This window comes from Nodosilinea nodulosa PCC 7104 (assembly GCF_000309385.1).
In the GTDB taxonomy this organism is placed as follows: domain Bacteria; phylum Cyanobacteriota; class Cyanobacteriia; order Phormidesmidales; family Phormidesmidaceae; genus Nodosilinea; species Nodosilinea nodulosa.
Map to the genome: position 1 here is coordinate 915,231 of NZ_JH976537.1, position 16,274 is coordinate 931,504.

The 16,274-nt window shown below is 60.2% G+C and carries 18 protein-coding genes and 1 pseudogene; 9 read left to right on the top strand and 10 right to left on the bottom strand.

The genetic code is table 11. From position 1 onward, the window contains the following. The first annotated feature begins 1 nt into the window (after position 1). The 3 genes from LEPTO7104_RS0103990 to LEPTO7104_RS32660 all read left to right on the top strand — a co-directional run bounded on the left by LEPTO7104_RS0103990 (position 2) and on the right by LEPTO7104_RS32660 (position 2,401). Positions 2 to 1,402 (top strand): sensor histidine kinase, encoded by a 1,401-nt coding sequence (locus tag LEPTO7104_RS0103990; protein WP_017297255.1) that lies wholly within the window; start codon positions 2 to 4, stop codon positions 1,400 to 1,402. A 92-nt stretch (positions 1,403 to 1,494) separates the two neighbouring features. Next, entirely contained in the window at positions 1,495 to 1,773 is a 279-nt protein-coding gene (locus tag LEPTO7104_RS0103995) for a hypothetical protein (protein ID WP_017297256.1), read from the top strand. 19 nt (positions 1,774 to 1,792) lie between these two features. Next, positions 1,793 to 2,401: a QcrA and Rieske domain-containing protein gene (locus tag LEPTO7104_RS32660; RefSeq protein WP_017297257.1), complete on the top strand. Its 609-nt coding sequence runs from the start codon at positions 1,793 to 1,795 to the stop codon at positions 2,399 to 2,401. Positions 2,402 to 2,408: 7 nt separating this feature from the next. Here the strand turns inward: LEPTO7104_RS32660 and LEPTO7104_RS39865 are convergent, their stop codons facing one another. The 4 genes and pseudogenes from LEPTO7104_RS39865 to LEPTO7104_RS32675 all read right to left on the bottom strand — a co-directional run. Next, entirely contained in the window at positions 2,409 to 2,606 is a 198-nt protein-coding gene (locus LEPTO7104_RS39865; RefSeq protein WP_017297258.1) for a hypothetical protein, read from the bottom strand. A gap of 6 nt (positions 2,607 to 2,612) precedes the next feature. Further along, complete coding sequence (locus tag LEPTO7104_RS39870; protein ID WP_017297259.1) at positions 2,613 to 3,104, bottom strand: transposase; 492 nt, start codon at positions 3,102 to 3,104, stop codon at positions 2,613 to 2,615. A gap of 96 nt (positions 3,105 to 3,200) precedes the next feature. Then, positions 3,201 to 3,545, bottom strand: a complete 345-nt coding sequence (locus LEPTO7104_RS32670; RefSeq protein WP_083886997.1) for a helix-turn-helix domain-containing protein — start codon at positions 3,543 to 3,545, stop codon at positions 3,201 to 3,203. Between the two features lie 103 nt (positions 3,546 to 3,648). Beyond that, positions 3,649 to 4,065 (bottom strand): annotated as a pseudogene (locus LEPTO7104_RS32675) (transposase); the annotation flags it as partial. Between the two features lie 368 nt (positions 4,066 to 4,433). Between LEPTO7104_RS32675 and LEPTO7104_RS39875 the strand changes: the two are divergent. Further along, positions 4,434 to 4,889 (top strand): hypothetical protein, encoded by a 456-nt coding sequence (locus tag LEPTO7104_RS39875; RefSeq protein ID WP_196358088.1) that lies wholly within the window; start codon positions 4,434 to 4,436, stop codon positions 4,887 to 4,889. Positions 4,890 to 5,373: 484 nt separating this feature from the next. On the opposite strand, the gene LEPTO7104_RS0104025 is transcribed toward LEPTO7104_RS39875, so the two are convergent. Continuing rightward, complete coding sequence (locus tag LEPTO7104_RS0104025; RefSeq protein WP_017297262.1) at positions 5,374 to 5,964, bottom strand: chromophore lyase CpcT/CpeT; 591 nt, start codon at positions 5,962 to 5,964, stop codon at positions 5,374 to 5,376. A gap of 76 nt (positions 5,965 to 6,040) precedes the next feature. Here LEPTO7104_RS0104025 and LEPTO7104_RS0104030 point away from each other — a divergent pair, with 76 nt between their 5' ends. Beyond that, positions 6,041 to 6,370, top strand: a complete 330-nt coding sequence (locus LEPTO7104_RS0104030) for a VOC family protein (RefSeq protein ID WP_017297263.1) — start codon at positions 6,041 to 6,043, stop codon at positions 6,368 to 6,370. Between the two features lie 22 nt (positions 6,371 to 6,392). Then, on the top strand, positions 6,393 to 6,923 hold the full coding sequence (locus LEPTO7104_RS36665; protein WP_017297264.1) for a plasmid pRiA4b ORF-3 family protein: 531 nt from the start codon (positions 6,393 to 6,395) through the stop codon (positions 6,921 to 6,923). Between the two features lie 144 nt (positions 6,924 to 7,067). Here LEPTO7104_RS36665 and LEPTO7104_RS32685 read toward each other — a convergent pair whose 3' ends face one another. Next, positions 7,068 to 7,700: a zinc-binding dehydrogenase gene (locus tag LEPTO7104_RS32685; RefSeq protein WP_017297265.1), complete on the bottom strand. Its 633-nt coding sequence runs from the start codon at positions 7,698 to 7,700 to the stop codon at positions 7,068 to 7,070. A gap of 32 nt (positions 7,701 to 7,732) precedes the next feature. Further along, positions 7,733 to 7,870, bottom strand: coding sequence for an alcohol dehydrogenase catalytic domain-containing protein (locus LEPTO7104_RS41525; RefSeq protein WP_277996974.1), 138 nt, complete (start codon positions 7,868 to 7,870; stop codon positions 7,733 to 7,735). Positions 7,871 to 7,943: 73 nt separating this feature from the next. Here LEPTO7104_RS41525 and LEPTO7104_RS0104045 point away from each other — a divergent pair, with 73 nt between their 5' ends. After that, entirely contained in the window at positions 7,944 to 8,405 is a 462-nt protein-coding gene (locus LEPTO7104_RS0104045) for a hypothetical protein (RefSeq protein WP_017297267.1), read from the top strand. 45 nt (positions 8,406 to 8,450) lie between these two features. On the opposite strand, the gene LEPTO7104_RS0104050 is transcribed toward LEPTO7104_RS0104045, so the two are convergent. From LEPTO7104_RS0104050 to LEPTO7104_RS0104060, 3 genes are all read right to left on the bottom strand, one after another. After that, positions 8,451 to 10,850, bottom strand: a complete 2,400-nt coding sequence (locus tag LEPTO7104_RS0104050; protein WP_017297268.1) for a phosphoketolase family protein — start codon at positions 10,848 to 10,850, stop codon at positions 8,451 to 8,453. A gap of 560 nt (positions 10,851 to 11,410) precedes the next feature. Beyond that, on the bottom strand, positions 11,411 to 11,941 hold the full coding sequence (locus tag LEPTO7104_RS0104055) for a ComEA family DNA-binding protein (protein WP_026072352.1): 531 nt from the start codon (positions 11,939 to 11,941) through the stop codon (positions 11,411 to 11,413). A 39-nt stretch (positions 11,942 to 11,980) separates the two neighbouring features. Beyond that, positions 11,981 to 12,361, bottom strand: coding sequence for an NINE protein (locus tag LEPTO7104_RS0104060; protein WP_017297270.1), 381 nt, complete (start codon positions 12,359 to 12,361; stop codon positions 11,981 to 11,983). Positions 12,362 to 12,534: 173 nt separating this feature from the next. Here LEPTO7104_RS0104060 and LEPTO7104_RS0104065 point away from each other — a divergent pair, with 173 nt between their 5' ends. Together LEPTO7104_RS0104065 and acnA are read left to right on the top strand one after the other, a co-directional pair. Then, the gene (locus LEPTO7104_RS0104065; protein ID WP_017297271.1) at positions 12,535 to 13,464 is read left to right on the top strand and encodes a J domain-containing protein; all 930 of its coding nucleotides are present in this window, start codon (positions 12,535 to 12,537) and stop codon (positions 13,462 to 13,464) included. Positions 13,465 to 13,577: 113 nt separating this feature from the next. Continuing rightward, on the top strand, positions 13,578 to 16,259 hold the full coding sequence (gene acnA / locus LEPTO7104_RS0104070; protein WP_017297272.1) for an aconitate hydratase AcnA: 2,682 nt from the start codon (positions 13,578 to 13,580) through the stop codon (positions 16,257 to 16,259). Positions 16,260 to 16,274: the final 15 nt, after the last annotated feature.

The following is a 16,274-nucleotide window of genomic DNA, read 5'->3' on the forward strand; positions in this document are numbered from 1 at the left end:
AGTGCTCCAACCCCAGTCTCCCCTTCGGTCTCAATTTGCCGCCCTGCGCTGGCGACTGCTGCTGTCGTCCCTGGGCGTGATCGCGCTGACCCTGGGCGCAGGGGCGATCGGGGTTTACCAGGTGGTGGCGCGAAGTCTCTACGGCCAGCTCGATCAGGCGCTGTTCAACCTGGCCGATGCGGCGGCCCACAGCCCGCCGATCGCCGAGCGAGCCAGGCCTGGGGCCACCTCAAAAAACCAGGCAGAGTCCTCCCGCGATCGCGAATCTGAGCAGGGGGAATCCGATCGGGGGGAATCTGGCCAAGGTCAACCTGTCCCGCCACCGGAGGCCGACACCTCGCCCGCCCCCGCTCCCGCCACAGACGGCGACGGCGACCTCGATTTACGCTGGCAAAACCTGCGCCAGGGCGATCAGACCATTGAGTGGTTTGATCGCACCGGGCAGCCGCTGCGCCAGGAGGGGAATGCCCCCACCGAAATGCCCCTTTCAGACAGCCTGCGCCCCCAGCAGATTAAAGGGCTGCGGCTGCTAACGGTGCCGATCTACGATGCCCAGGCCCTGCGGGGCTACGTGCGCGTCTCCAGCAGCACGGCCCAACTCGATAGCGAACTGCGCCGCCTGCGCCTGGGCCTGGGCTGGGGTGGGCTAGTGGCCCTGGGAGTCTGTGGGGTGGGCAGCTGGGGGCTAATGCGCCTGGCCATGACCCCGATCGAAAGCAGTTTTGAGCGGCTGCGGCAGTTTACCGCCGACGCCTCCCACGAGCTGCGCAGCCCTTTAACCGCGATTAAAACCTCCGTGGAGGTAATGCAGAGCCATCCTGAACGGTTTCAGGACACCGACCTGAAAAAGATGGGGTTAATCGCCAGCGCGACCGAGCAAATGACGCGCCTGGTCAACGATCTGCTGTTGCTGGCCCGGCTGGACGACAGTCGAATGGCCCCGGCGCAGGCCGCCGCCATTCCCATCGACGATTTGCTCGACGATCTGGCCCAGGTTTACCAGCTCCAGGCGGCCGCCCAGGGCCTGGGGTTTACTGTTGAGCTGGCGGCGGCGGGCAAGGTGTGGGGCGACAGCAGCCAGCTCAAGCGTCTGTTTGCCAACCTGCTCGACAATGCGATCAAATACACCCCGGCCCAGGGCAGCGTTAGGCTCAGGTCGCAGCTTCAGGAGGCCAGCGCAGTGGTCTGGGTGGAGGATACCGGCATTGGCATTGACCTGGCCCATCTGCCCCGCCTCTACGATCGCTTCTGGCAGGCCGACCCGGCGCGATCGCACCGCTCTGGCTCTGGCCTCGGTCTGGCCATAGCCCAGCGCATTGTGCAGACCCACCAGGGCAGCATCACCATCACCAGTCAGCCGGGCAAAGGCACGGTGGCGCAGGTCAAGCTGCCTCTTTCCTAGTTCTTTACCCCCCCCTTGCTAGAGTCGGAGCGAACGGGCCACCAAGGCATTTCCGTCCCGTTCGCGCAGTGACTTGGACTCAGCACATCATTATGGTTCGCACATTTCGCAAATATCATCGCTCCCTCGCCATCATCATGGCGCTACCGCTAGGGCTAACCATTCTCACCGGTCTGGGCTACACGATTTTTGAAGACTGGCTGCACATCGACAGCATTGGCCGAATCTTGATTGGGCTGCACTCCGGCGAACTTCTGGGTCTGGAGGACATCTACCCGGTCTTAAACGGTGTGGGGGCGATTGGGCTATTGGTCACCGGGGTGGTGATGGGTGGGTTGATGAAGTCTAACCGCAAGTCGCAAAATTCTTGAGCATTTGGAGACGCTAGTTATGGATCGCAGAATCTTTTTACAGTGGATAGGCCTTGGTTCGGTGGCCGGGCTGCTGCCCAGCTGCTTGGGTCGGCTGCGGGCCGCTAATGGCGCTACTGGGGGCGCTGCCGGTGCCGCTCCCCTCACCGCCCAGGCCTCTGCCTATACCCCGGTGGGCACGGTAAGCCAGCTCAACCAGGCCGGCGTTATTGTGAACAACCACACGCCGCTGGGGGCCGTCACGGTCGTCCGCGACCAGGCCAACCAGCTCAGGGCGGTGAGCCCAATTTGCCCCCACCAGGGCTGCCGAGTAGACTGGCAGGCCAATCGCTCAGAATTTCACTGCCCCTGCCACGGGGCGCGGTTTGCGGCTGGAGGCAAAGTTTTGACTGGCCCCGCCCGCTCCGATCTACCCGCCTTCTCCACGCGGGTGGAGAATGGCAATGTCCTGGTTGCCCGGGTGGGCAACTCGGCCTCTGGTCAAATCCCTGGCCAAACCTCTGATCAAGCGACTGAGGCTCGCTATCCGCTCGAAGCCGACGACGAGCTAGAACGCGGTGAGCACGAGGGCAATGATGACCGTGGGGAGCGGCACTCCAAGGGCCAGTCTACGGAGGTCAGCGCCTAGTGCAGCGTCAAGACTTAACTTTAGGGTAGGCAGAGGCCAGCTTACAGCGTGCGTCGTCTACCTTCATCTCCCAGTCAACGCCGCGCTGGGTGTTGTTGACATCGCAGGACCAAGCTGAGGTTTCAGCCTGCAAGGTTTCGATATCGCCAAAGCGACGGCCATCGATGCACTGTCGAGTCAGGGCAGTCAACTCATTCTCAGCCATGTTGAGCTAACTACCCTGTTTCGGGGTGTAGCAGAACTCAAGTCGCCGGACTAACTGCCGGGCTCGTTCAGGCTCAAATGCCTCATAGAACGCGCCTTTGGTATGGGTATTGAGGTTGTCACAGACTAATGGCACGACCTGGCCATCGGTGTAGCGCTCCTCCAGCACTCGGGCGACTTCAATCGCCCGGTCCACTTTGGTGCGCTGCGGGCGGACCGGCGCATTACGCCAACCCGCCAACGGCTCTGTAACCATAAAAATACAAGCGGTTCCGGCTCGTTCATACTCGTAGTCCACCCGTTTGCCGTGCTGGAGAGTAGCCGGACGCGGTATCCGGGTTTCCCGTTGCAGTTGCACGGGTTGTTCATCCATGCACAGAACCGGGCGGCTCGGGTCATAGGGCTGGGCATAAACCTCTAGAACCGCTTCCATCTGAGCCGTAAACTCAGCATCGGCCTCCGGTGGGATCACCCAGTACTCAATCTTGCGGTTGGTCATGCCGTTTTTTTCAGCGTCTGGCGCACGGTCTCATGGCTAACAGCCTCAACAAGTCCGAGCTCAACCACCTTGCGAGACAGGAGTCGCAAGGACCAGTTAGCCTAGCCCCTTGGGGGTGACCCTAGACGCATCGCGATGATCTGCGCTTCTCGCTCCCCATCGAACCGCTTTGCTGTCGGGGGACGGGTCCGTTTGACACCGTTGAGGAGTGACCTCAAAGCCCTGCTCGACCAGACGCCGTCGGAGGTTCTCCACCGTTTTCGTACGGCAGTCAAAGGCCTCGGCGATCTGACGGTCTTTCCAGTTTGGCCCCTCAGCATCGGCTTTTAGCAAAATCTGCGCTCGACGCACTTTCTGGCTACTGCCGCTGAGTTTCTTGATCACGGCTTGCAGGTGATGGCGATCGTCTGCGCTCAGGCGAACAATGTACTTCTTCTGCATAGCATTCTGGCTCGCTCCATGCAGAACAGGTTACCTCAGTCTTCCCATCAACCCTAATTCTTAGGGCTGATGCTGCCCTAGATACTGTGTTGGTTTTGGGCTGTCAAGCGATTGCTGCCGCCGACTCAGGCGGTAAGAGTTTGGTTGGGTCATACGTTTGGCCCGAGACCAGTATGCCGTAGACAATGCGAATGAGCTTGTGCATGGTGGCACCGACAATGGCCATTTTGGTCTTGCCCGCCGTCGCTAGCCGTTGGTGCCAAGGCCGAAGTTCTGGTGCCCGGCGCAGGATGGTGAGAGCCGGGAAGTATAGGGCTTTGCGGATCCGGGCGTTGCCAATTTTGCAGAGTCGAGTCTTGCCGGTCACCGAGGTGCCCGAGGTGTGCTCCTGTGGGGTGAGACCCGCATAGGCAGCGAGCTGCCAGGCAGAGCCAAAGGCCTTGATGTCACCAATTTCTGCGAGCAGCCAAGCGGCGGTGTCAGGGCCAATCCCGACGATGGAGACCAGCAAATCCGCCCGACCCAAAAACAGGCTAGTACTTGACCAAGTTAATTGTGACAGGGGCGATGGCCTGGGTTCAAGGTTCACGGTATACGGTTCACGGCTTACCTTAAACCGTATACCGTATACCTTGCCTTACCTATCATCTTTGGCTTGGCCGTCTGCTAGGGGCTGTAACCGCTGATTGTTGGCCCATCAGCAACTAATTGATGACAGCCCCTAGGACAATTCTCCCAATGCCAATTGCGACCATTGCCCCGGTGAGGTTAGGAGGTTTGCTTCAAGCCTCGCCTCAGGGGCAGCCCCTAGGCTAGAGCTGCCCCTGCCTAGGCAGCTATCTCCAGGCAAGGGGCATGTGCTCCCTACACGTCGCTGGAGATGTGCTCATGCTCAATCAGTTTCTAGGCCGTCGGTATGTTTATTTATCGCTGTTTACCGTCATGGTCGGGGCCGTGATGGTGGGCAGTTTGGCTACAGCCCAAACTAAGCCTGCAAAACCCATCGCCGCTATCAGTTCACCGGGAATAGGAAGTCTGAGTCTCAGCTCCAGTCAGATGCAGGCTCTAGAGGAGGTCGTTGCAGCCCATCGAGCCAGCTTTGAGGCCTTGCTGACCCCAGCGCAGCTCGACCAGCTCACCGCCCTGCGGGCGGAATATCGGAACGTCCCCATTGTCAACCTGGACGAAGACCCGATCGCTCGCCTCCATCTAAACCCCGCTCAGCAGGAAGACCTTACGGCCCTGCGCGCCATTCTGATGGCTCAGTTTGAGGCTATTTTTACCCCCCAGCAGCTTCAGCAGCTCGTAGCAATGGGGCTAATCGTGCCAGTTGAAGGGCCATAGGACAAATTTCCCACCGCAGAGGGCGACAATTGCCCTGCCGAGTTTGGGAGGTTTGCCTCAGGTGCATGCAGGAACCAAGCCCCTAGGATAGGGCTAACCCAGCAGGGTTGGTTGTGTGTTTTCCCCCCTTGTTTGTTCCATTTATGAGTTCCGCTGTCTATTGCTATGGAGAAATCACGTTATGCCCAGATCGTAGGTGGCTTGGTTATCCCTTTGCACCATTGGGGCTAGGGATAGCCGATAGCCGGTAAAGCGCACTCGAGAGTGCGTTGACTTTTCACTCCCTAACATCACTCCCTGCTTCTCTTGGCCTCCTACCCCGAGGCTAGGGGAAGTTTTTTTCTTAAGGAAGGCTGAAGATGTTAGGGGATGTTTGAAAAGTCCTATGCACCAGTTACCGCAAGTCTTCGCCGTCGCTCGTAGCTTCGCGCTCAATTCCAGGCCGAGAGCTAGACGTCGAATTCAGCCGGGTCAAAATCGGACTTTAGGCTGGTACTTCATTGGCAAAGCTCGCCTTGCGCCTAAACTCAAACGGCCCCGCCAGCGCCCCCCACACGTGCTCGTGGGTTTCCGGGTCGCGGCCCCGGTCCCAGCTGATGAACTGGTCGGCGTCGATTTCAAACTCGCTGTCTAGGTAGGTGAGTTTGCCGTTGCGGGTGACCATGCAGGCATTGCCGGGTTCGACCGACCCTTTAAAGCTGTGGCCCGTCCAGCGGACGAGCAGGTTGCAGCCGGGAGTTTTTTCAAAATGATCGGCGGTGAGCTTGGCTAGCTGCCCCAGGTCGCGGGAGGCGCCGTGGAAGGCTTCACCATCTTTAAGGGTGTAGTTTTCAATCACAATGTGATCGACCTGGACACTGAGCTTCATGCCGCGAGCGCGGTAGGGCTGATTGAGCATGAAGTCGTAGGCCTGCTCGATATAGAAGCCCAGGCCGCCCAGGGTTTCGGTGGGGAGGGGGCGCATGCAAACGCGAATGTGGGCAAACAGGGGCGGGTTGTCGAAGGCCTGCTGCTGATTGCTAAAGTCTGCCGCCATCCAGCGGGCTAGGGTGTGAACATCGGTGGCGTGGGTCATGGATGGGTTTAGAAATCGTCGTGGTAAGGTTCTAGTTTACAGGGTCAACGGTACTGGCTCTGGGATCAATGCCCCCATGAAAAAACTCCATCTGGCTATCTCAACCGACGACATTGCCGCCTCCGTGGCCGACTATTCTGCCCGATTGGGCTGCGCGCCCACGTTGGTGATTGAGGGAGCCTACGCCCTGTGGCGCACAGAGACGCTGAATCTCTCGATTCGCCAGGGGTCTGGAATCGCGCCGGGGCAGGTGCGCCACCTGGGCTGGGAAGATGATCAGGCCGAGGCGTTTACGGCGGAGGTAGATGTCAACGGCATGACCTGGGAGCGCTTTGCCGCCCAGCACCAGGCCGAGGAAATCAACGGGATTTGGCCTGGAACGAACTATCGGGTGCATGATGGGTAATGCACTGAAGCGGTGAATTGCGATGGCGGCTATGCCCACCTCTGAGACCTACCATCTGCATATTGAACTGCTGGATAGCGATCCGCCCATCTGGCGACAGGTCTGCGTTCAGGGCGATCGCTCCCTAGAAGACCTGCACCAGATCTTGGCCGCCGCCGTGGGGTGGTCGGGGCAGGCCGACTATGTGTTCAAGGGCCAGGGGCAGGTTTTAGCCAGTGGAGAAGATCGCTCCCTGGCCACGCTGCTCGCCCAGCCCGGCGATGCCCTGATCTACATCTACGCCCCGGCCCTGGGCTGGCTGCACAAGATCACCCTGGAGGCGATCGCCCCCGCCCAGCATCCACTCCCCCACTGCACCGCCGGGGAGCGCCAGTGCCCGCCAGAGTTTTGCAACGGCGTGTGGGACTACGTCGATCTGCTCGATCGCCTCAGCGACAGCGACGACCCGGAGGAGGTCGATGCCCTCTGGCAAAAAGTCGGCTACGACTTTGACCCGGAGCATTTTGATCGGGCGTCGGCCAATCAGCGATTGCAGAGCCTGGTGCAAGATTAGAAATCTGCAAACCAACAAGCCTGGGCGTCATTACTCGCGTAGGCGGAAATCTATGATGGACTGGCTCGTGTAGCTGGTATCTTAATTTCGGCGCAAATCGCTTAGGGACTCGCAGGAAAATAAGGTACCCGCAGCTTCCTCAGCTCACAGGGTCAGCACTGCCCGGTAGCGCACCTTGTTATCCATCACCCTTTGCAAAGCTTCGTTGGCCTGCTCCAGCGGAAACAGCTCAACCATGGGCTGAATGCCAAATTTATCCACAACCTGAAGCATTTCCGTAATCATGGCGGGGCTGCCAATCTCAGACCCCATAATGCGGCGCTGTTTAGAGGTCAGCGGCGTCACAGGAATCGTCAGCGGCTCGCTGGGAATGCCCACAAACACAAAGGTGCCGTTGGAGTCGTGATAGTTCACGTAGCCCAGCCAGTCCAGGGCCTGATTGGCGGTGTTGATGATGATATTCAGCTTGTTAATTGGCAGGGGCGGGGAGCCACCGGGGGGCACCAAAATGGCCTCGTGGGCGCCTAGCTGGGTGGCAAAGTCGGCTTTGTCGGCGGAGGTGATAAAAACCGTGACCCGATTGCCCAAACGGCTGGCAAACTGAATGGCTAAATGCCCAAGCCCGCCGATGCCAATCACGCCGATCTCCTGCCCGGAGGTCATGCCCGCATTGCGCAAGCCGGCGTAGACCGTGGCCCCACCGCAGAGAATTGGCCCCGCCGATTCCGTTGAAACGCCGGCGGGCAGGAGAAAGGCAAAGCGCGAATCGACCACCATGTAGTCGGCAAAGCCGCCATAGCCACTGACAATCAGCCCTCGGCCCGATCGCAGAGGTTGTGGTTGCCCTTCAAACAGTCCAGGCAGTGCATGCAGGAGCCCTGCTGCCAGCCCACCCCCACGCGATCGCCCCGCTTTAGGTGAGTGACCTGGGATCCCAATTCAACCACTTCTCCGATCACCTCATGGCCCGGCACCAGAGGGTATCGCGACCTCTGCCTCCACAAACAAAGCGACGCCCCTATGGTTTATTTTCTGGCTCTGGTCATTGGCATTGTTGCCGGACTGCGGACCATGACCGCACCCGCCGCGATCAGCTGGGCGGCCTATCTGGGCTACCTAAATCTTGACGGCAGCTGGCTGGCGTTTATGGGCTACCGCTTCACCCCCTGGATTTTTTCGCTGCTGGCCCTGGCAGAATTTGTCACCGATCAGCTCCCCTCCACCCCCAGCCGCAAGGTGCCGGTCCAGTTTGGGGCGCGCCTGGTCAGCGGTGCGCTGTCGGGGGCGGCGGTGGGAATCGGCAGTGGTGTGGTTTGGGGCGGCCTAGGGGCCGGGGTTGTGGGCGCGGTGATTGGCACGCTGGGCGGTGCGGCGGCGCGATCGCGGCTGGCGATCGCCCTTGGCCGCGACTTGCCTGCGGCGCTGATCGAAGATGCGATCGCCCTTGTCGTTGCCGTTTTAGTGGTGAGAATGCTGCCCTGAGCCAGACACAGCCTGGCCGCCAGCAGAATACTCAGCCCCAGAGGTTCAGGAAGTCCACTTCCAGTTAACGATGTCGTCGTGGTCTTTGCCCTCGGTGTGGGCGTAGTTGAGACATTCGATGATCTTGTTCTTCATTTTCTCTTTCACATGGGCTGCCGCTGAACCCAGCTTGGGCACGCGATCGATCACATCGATCACCAGGCTAAAGCGATCGATCTCGTTGTTGATAGCTAGCTCCAGTGGGGTGTTGATATTGCCCTGCTCCTTATAGCCCCGCACGTGGATGCGCTCCTGGTTCGAGCGGCGGTACACCAGCTTGTGAATCAGCCAGGGATAGCCGTGGAAATTGAAAATAATCGGCTTATCGGGGGTAAACAGCGAGTCAAAATCGCGGTTGGTCAGCCCGTGGGGGTGCTCTCCGTGGGAAATCAGGGTAAACAGATCGACCACGTTGACAAAGCGCACCTTCAGGGAGGGAAATTCTTCCCGCAAAATCGCCGTAGCCGCCAGCGACTCTTTAGTGACAATGTCGCCGCAGCAGGCCATCACCACATCAGGACTGTCTGGCTCGGTGCCGCAGTCGTCATTGCTGGCCCAGTCCCAAATGCCGAGGCCCTTGGTGCAGTGGGTCACCGCTGCCTCCATATCCAGGTACTGGAGGTGGTTTTGCTTGTCGGAGACAATCACGTTGATGTAGTCAACGCTGCGGAAACAGTGGTCGGCCACCGACAGTAGACAGTTGGCATCGGGCGGAAAGTAGACCCGCACCACGTCGGGGCTCTTGTTGGTAACCAGATCGACATAGCCGGGGTCTTGGTGGCTAAAGCCGTTGTGGTCTTGCCGCCACACCAGCGACGACAGCAAGATATTCAGCGACGACACCGATCGCCGCCAGGGCACGTGATTTTTGCAGATATCCAGCCACTTAGCGTGCTGATTAAACATGGAGCTAACCACGTGGGCAAAGGCCTCATAGCTGTGGAAGAGGCCGTGGCGGCCGGTCAGCAGGTAGCCCTCCAGCCAGCCCTGGAGGGTGTGCTCGCTGAGCATTTCCATCACCCGGCCATCGCGCGACAGCTGGCTGCCGTCTAGGTCTTCGGGCAAGAAATCGGCCATCCAGGCTTTTTTGCTCACCTCATACACCGACTGCAAGCGGTTTGAGGCGGTTTCATCTGGCCCCATCAGCCGAAAGTTGTTGGGGTTGTGGCGCATAATTTCGCGCATCAAGATCCCCAGGGCTTTGGTGTTCTCAAACTCCACGCTGCCGGGCTTAGGCACGGCGATCGCATATTCCCGGAAGTCGGGCATCTTCAGCGCCTTGCGCAGCATGCCGCCGTTGGCGTGCAGGTTGGCGCTCATACGGCGGGTGCCATCGGGGGCTAGCTCCTTCAGCTCAGGAATCAGGCTGCCGCTGTCGTCAAACAGCTCCTCAGGGCCGTAGCCGCGCATCCACTCTTCCAGCAGGCGCAGGTGTTCGGGGTTGCTGTGCATGCCGCCCATGGGCACCTGGTGAGCCCGCCAAAATCCCTCCACCTTGTGGCCATCGACATCCTTGGGGCCAGTCCAGCCCTTGGGGCTGCGCAGCACAATCATGGGCCAGCGGGGCCGCTCCAGGCTGCCGTTGATGCGGGCCTCGCGCTGAATGTCTTTGATTTTGAGCACGCACTCTTCCATCACCGCCGCCATTTTCTGGTGCATTTCGGCGGGGTCGCTGCCTTCGACAAAGTAGGGGGTATAGCCGTAGCCCCTAAACAGGCATTCCAGCTCCTCGTGGGAAACGCGGGCGAGAATGCTGGGGTTGGCAATTTTGTAGCCGTTCAGGTTGAGAATCGGCAGCACCGCCCCGTCGCGGGCTGGATTGACAAACTTGTTGGAGTGCCAGGAGGTGGCCAAAGGCCCGGTTTCAGCCTCGCCATCCCCTGCCACGCAGGTGACGATCAGATCGGGATTGTCCAGCACCGCACCGTAGGCGTGGGAGATGCTGTAGCCCAGCTCACCGCCCTCGTGAATCGATCCAGGCGTTTCTGGGGTGACATGGCTACCGATGTGGCCGGGGAAAGAGAACTGCTTGAAGAAGCGCCGCATGCCGTCCTCATCCATGCTTTTGTCGGGATAGATCTCGGAGTAGGTGCCTTCCAGATACACCGGCCCCAGCACCCCCGGCGCGCCGTGGCCCGGTCCGGCCACGAAGATCATGTCCAGGTCGTACTTTTTGATCAGCCGATTGCAGTGGATGTAGGTAAAACTTAGGGCGGGAGAGGCACCCCAGTGGCCCAGCAGGCGATGCTTCACCTGCTCGGACTTCAGGGGTTCCTTGAGCAGAGGATTGCTGCGCAGGTAAATCATGCCCACCGCGAGGTAGTTACAGGCTCGCCAGTAGGCGTGCATTTTACGCAGCTCTTCGTCAGTAAGGGGCTTGGTCTGGGGGGGAGAGGCTACTACCATGGCGTTTATTCCAGCAGAAAGTACGCGTTATCGTAAGAGACCAAAAACAGAGTTTTCAGATTTCAGGGTGTTCCACACAACACCTAGCTAGGCTTTCACCGTGACCGACTCAGCGGGCTGAGTTTATGCCATTGGCGCGTCACTGGTAAAGAGAGGAAGGTAAAAACAGGAAAGATTTTTTTCAGGTGGAATACTCTTGAATGTTTTAAAACATTTTTTCGCTTGCCTGAACAATACTCCGGTGAAGTTAAGCTCCAGTTATGGGGCCTGGAGAGAGCTGTAAATCCCGTTTTGCAAGGGCTGAAGCTGATTGGCGATCGCGATTTATCGTTTTGTTTCTATCGTTTTGTTTCTATCCTTAAAAAGCCACAAAAAGCCACAATTCGCCCCATAGAACTAACTCAATGTCAGCATAATGTCAGTTCAATGCGCGGGCGCAAAACCCGCCTGAGGCAATCCTATAAAACAGGTTAGGGCTGCTGTTTTTTGTCAGCATTGCTACAGCCAGTATTGCTACAGCCAGCATTGCCAAGCGATCAACCTCAGCGAGAATAACCGGGCTAGGGGCGCAGGTAGTACATTAAGGCCTGAACCAGGTCGGGGGCCAACTCCAGGCGGCGCTGGAGGTCAGCCAAATCTTGGTAGGGGCCGCGGCGCGATCGCTCCTGCACCAAAGCCTGGGCCAGGGCCGGGGAGATTCCCGGCAGGCCGCACAGCTGGCCCGCCGTAGCCTGATTCAGGCCTAGCCTGGGCAGCGTGCCGCTGTGTTCGTCGTAGTAGCAAAATGACAGCACCGGAGCCAGGGGCCGCAGCTGAGTTGGGGCTACCCCCAGGGCGGCGGCCACATCGTCTAGGCAGTGAAACTGCACCCCGGCCTGCCGCAGCCGCACCAACCCCTGGGCCTGACGAATCGACAACCCCGGCAGCCGCAGCCAATCGTCCACCGTGGCCTGGTTGACATCCACCGCAAAGCCAAGCCTGGCCGCCTGCTCCACCTCCTGGTAAGACCGCAGCCGATAGGCTGGATCCTGGCTCAGCCGACTCGCCAGCGGGTTAAGCTGTGCCCGTAGAAGTTGTAGACGCCTTAGCACAGATCACCCATCCACCCGCTCACCGACATTCATGTATACCTAGGCAATGCGATCGAGCAGCTGGCGCCGCTTTTGCTCAAACTCCAGCTCCGAAATCAGGCCCTCCTGGCGCAGGGTGTCCAATTCCCGCAGCGCAGTTCCCAAGGCGCTCACCTGGGCCGCATGGAGGGGAGAAACACCGTCGGTTGCAGCGGAAGCCTGGCTCCAGCGCTGGGCAAAATCCTCGGAGGACTGGGAAAGCAGCATCACCCCCTCAATGGCGCAGGCCACCTTGGGGATTGGGGTTAGGCCTAACAGCAGGTACAGCGCGCCCCAAAAAGGCTGACCCAGGTAGAACTTGTGTAACCCAGATAGCGGGGTCAACACTCCCAACCAGGCTAAGATAATGGCTGTCCGACGGGTGCGCTGTGCCAACATCATTCCCTTCGCTACCTGTGAGGTCTGTGAAGTGTGAATCTTTGAACTAATCTTGTGAAACCAGTATAAGCCTGGTATAAAGAATCGACATTGACCTCCGGATTCTAGTATGGGGTTAGCACTGATCCGCAAAGATAAGGATACTGAAAATACCTCACCTACGCTCTCACCCCTGAATGTCCCACGCTGCCTTCTCCCCTGAGTGGCTAAGTCGCTTTACCGATCCCTACGCGCTACTGGGGGTCTCGGTAGCCGCTGACGAGCGCCGTATCCTCAAGCGCTATCGGTCTGTGGCTAAACAGCTGCATCCCGACACCCTGGTGAATGTACCGGCAGAGCTGCGCCGGCTGGCCGACCAGGTGTTGCCCAAGCTGGTCAACCCCGCCTATCAGCGCCTTAAGCAAGACAAAGGCCGCAACGAAGTGCTGGCCACTCTGCGCTTTAAGGTGCGTCGCCTGAGCCGCGATCAGCAGCTCAAGCCGACGGGGGAGCAAAGCCTCAAGCTGCTGGAACTGCCCGAGGCCGAGGTCGAGGTATTCTACCAACAGGCGGTCGATCAGCTGTGCGGTCGCCAGTATGAGTCGGTGGCCGATTTTGAGGCCTGCACCCTACATCTGGGCGAGCTCAACCTGGTCTATCTGCGCCGCAAGATGGGTGCTCCCGTCATTCGGGAAAAGCGCACCGGGCTGGTGGCGGCTACTGCCCTTGCCTCCGAACCGCTGACTGATGTGCCCTCGGGCAAGTCAGCCTCTGGGCTGATGTACGCCGAACGCCACTATGGCCGTGCCCAGGAATATCTCAAGGGTAAAAACGTTCAGGCCGCGATTCAAGAACTCAAAGACGCGCTTAGGCTGGATCCCCAAAACAGCAGCTACCACTGCCTCATGGGGCAGGCCTACCTGCTCAACAAGCTGACCGGAATGGCGAAGGTTCACTTTAAGCAGGCCCTGCGCATCAACCCCAGCAACGCTGTGGCGCTCAAGTATGCCCGGCAGCTCAATTTGACCACGGCAGAAACCTCGCCTCGCCCCGCTGCCGTACCGAGGCAGGACAGCAGCAAGCGATCGCTATTTGGCGGCCTGTTTTCCAAGGGGCCAAGCCGCTAAGCCAGGAGCAATCTTGGCGGCTTGGCCCGATCGGCAGCACAGCCTACAGCACAGCAGGGCTGCGAATGTAATAGAATCGCAAGCGCCATGCCCGTCGCGATCGGAGAGCCTTTGTGAACAGCTTTAACGCCAAAACCCACCTCACCGTAGGCCATACCACTTACACCATCTACAGCCTGCCCGCCGCTGCCGCCGTGCTGGGAGATGTCAGTCGCCTGCCCTTTAGCCTCAAGGTGCTGCTCGAAAACCTGCTGCGCCACGAAGACGGGCGATCGGTCACGGCGGCGGATGTGCAGGCGGTGGCCGACTGGCTCCAGACCCAATCCTCCTCCCGCGAGATTGCCTATCGTCCCGCTCGGGTTCTCATGCAGGATTTCACCGGGGTACCCGCTGTCGTCGATCTGGCCGCCATGCGCGACGCCATGGTGAATATGGGCGGCGATCCCGACAAAATCAACCCCCTCTCCCCGGTGGATCTGGTGATCGACCACTCGGTCATGGTCGATTCCTTCGGCAGTGCCGCCGCCTTTGGCGAAAACGTTGAAAAAGAGTTCCAGCGCAACTTTGAGCGCTACGCCTTTTTGCGCTGGGGCCAGAACGCCTTCGACAATTTCCGCGTCGTGCCGCCGGGCACCGGCATCTGCCACCAGGTCAACCTGGAATACCTGGCTCAGGTGGTGTGGACCAAGGACGAAAACGGCGAAACCACGGCCTACCCCGACACCCTGGTGGGCACCGACAGCCACACCACCATGATCAACGGCCTCTCGGTGCTCGGCTGGGGCGTGGGCGGCATTGAGGCCGAGGCGGCCATGCTGGGCCAGCCGATCTCGATGCTGATTCCCGAAGTGGTGGGCTTTAAGCTCACCGGGTCGCTGCCCGAGGGGGCAACCGCCACCGACCTGGTGCTGACCGTGGTGCAAATGCTGCGGGCCAAGGGCGTGGTGGGCAAGTTTGTCGAATTTTACGGCGACGGTCTCGACCATCTCACCCTGGCCGATCGCGCCACCATCGCCAACATGGCCCCCGAGTATGGGGCCACCTGCGGCTTCTTCCCCATCGACGGCGAAACCATTCGCTACCTGGAGTTTTCGGGCCGCGACCCCGATCGCATTGCCCTGGTCGAAGCCTACGCCAAAGCCCAGGGCCTCTGGCGCGATGCCGACGCCCCCGACCCCGTCTTCACCGATTCCCTGGCGCTGGATCTGGCCACCGTAGAACCTTCCCTGGCGGGGCCAAAGCGACCCCAGGACCGAGTCACCCTGGCGGCCCTGGCGCAGCAGTTCAGGGAAAGTGACTTTCCCGGCTTCAGCGGCAAGCCCTACGGCGAAAAGCAGTCGGTGCCTGTAGCCGGCACCGGCTACAGCCTCACCGACGGCGACGTGGTGATCGCCGCCATCACCAGCTGCACCAACACCTCCAACCCCTCGGTGATGATTGGCGCGGGCCTGGTGGCCCGCAAGGCCCGCGAAAAAGGCCTCACCGTCAAACCCTGGGTGAAAACTTCCCTGGCTCCCGGCAGTCAGGTGGTCTCCGACTACCTGGAAAATGCGGGCCTCCAGGACGACCTCAATGCGCTGGGCTTTAACCTGGTAGGCTACGGCTGCACCACCTGCATCGGCAACTCCGGGCCGCTGCCTGCCCCGATCGCCAGCGCCATCGAGGAGCACGACCTGGTCGTCGGCGCGGTGCTCTCCGGCAACCGCAACTTCGAGGGCCGGGTCAGCCCCCACACCAAGGCCAACTACCTGGCCTCGCCGCCGCTGGTGGTTGCCTACGCGATCGCAGGCAGCCTGGCCATCGACCTCAAAACCGACCCCCTCGGCCAAGACAGCCAGGGCCGCCCCGTCTACCTCAAAGACATCTGGCCCACCAGCGCCGAAATCAAATCTGTCATGGCGGCAGCGCTCACCCCCGAGATGTTCCGCAGCCGCTACGGCAACGTGTTTACCGGCACCGCCGACTGGCAGCAAATCGCCACCCCCGAGAGCCAAACCTACACCTGGAGCGGCGACAGCACCTACGTGCAAAACCCCCCTTACTTCACGGGCATGGCCCCCAGCGTCAACGGTCAGGCCTTTGCGGATATTCTCGGTGCCCGGCCCCTGGCCATTCTGGGCGACAGCATCACCACCGACCACATCTCCCCTGCCGGAGCGATCAAAACCGATAGCCCAGCCGGTAGCTACCTGGTCGGCAACAACGTGGTCGCAGCCGACTTCAACTCCTACGGGTCGCGGCGGGGCAACCATGAGGTGATGATGCGGGGCACCTTCGCCAACATCCGGCTCAAAAATGAGATGGTGCCAGGCTCCTCCGGCGGGGTGACCAAGCTCATGCCAGAGGGCGAAACCCTCTCCATTTATGATGCCGCCATGAAGTACCAGGCCAGCGGTACCCCCCTGGTGGTGATCGCGGGCAAAGAGTACGGCACTGGCTCCTCCCGCGACTGGGCCGCCAAGGGCACCCGGCTGCTGGGGGTCAAAGCCGTGGTCGCCGAAAGCTTCGAGCGCATCCATCGCTCCAACCTGGTGGGCATGGGCGTGCTGCCCCTCCAGTTCGTAGATGGGGTGCATCGCGGCGTGCTGCACCTGGACGGCAGCGAAACCTTTGACCTGACGGGCCTCAGCGGCGGTATTCAGCCCGGCATGGCGGTCAATCTAACTATTCATCGGCTGGGAGGCGACTCCACCACCGTGCCCGTGCTGTGCCGCATTGACACCCTAGATGAAGTAGAGTACTTCCGCCACGGCGGTATTTTGCCCTACGTGCTGAGACAACTGCTGGCGGCCTAGGGGGCAAAACGCCCT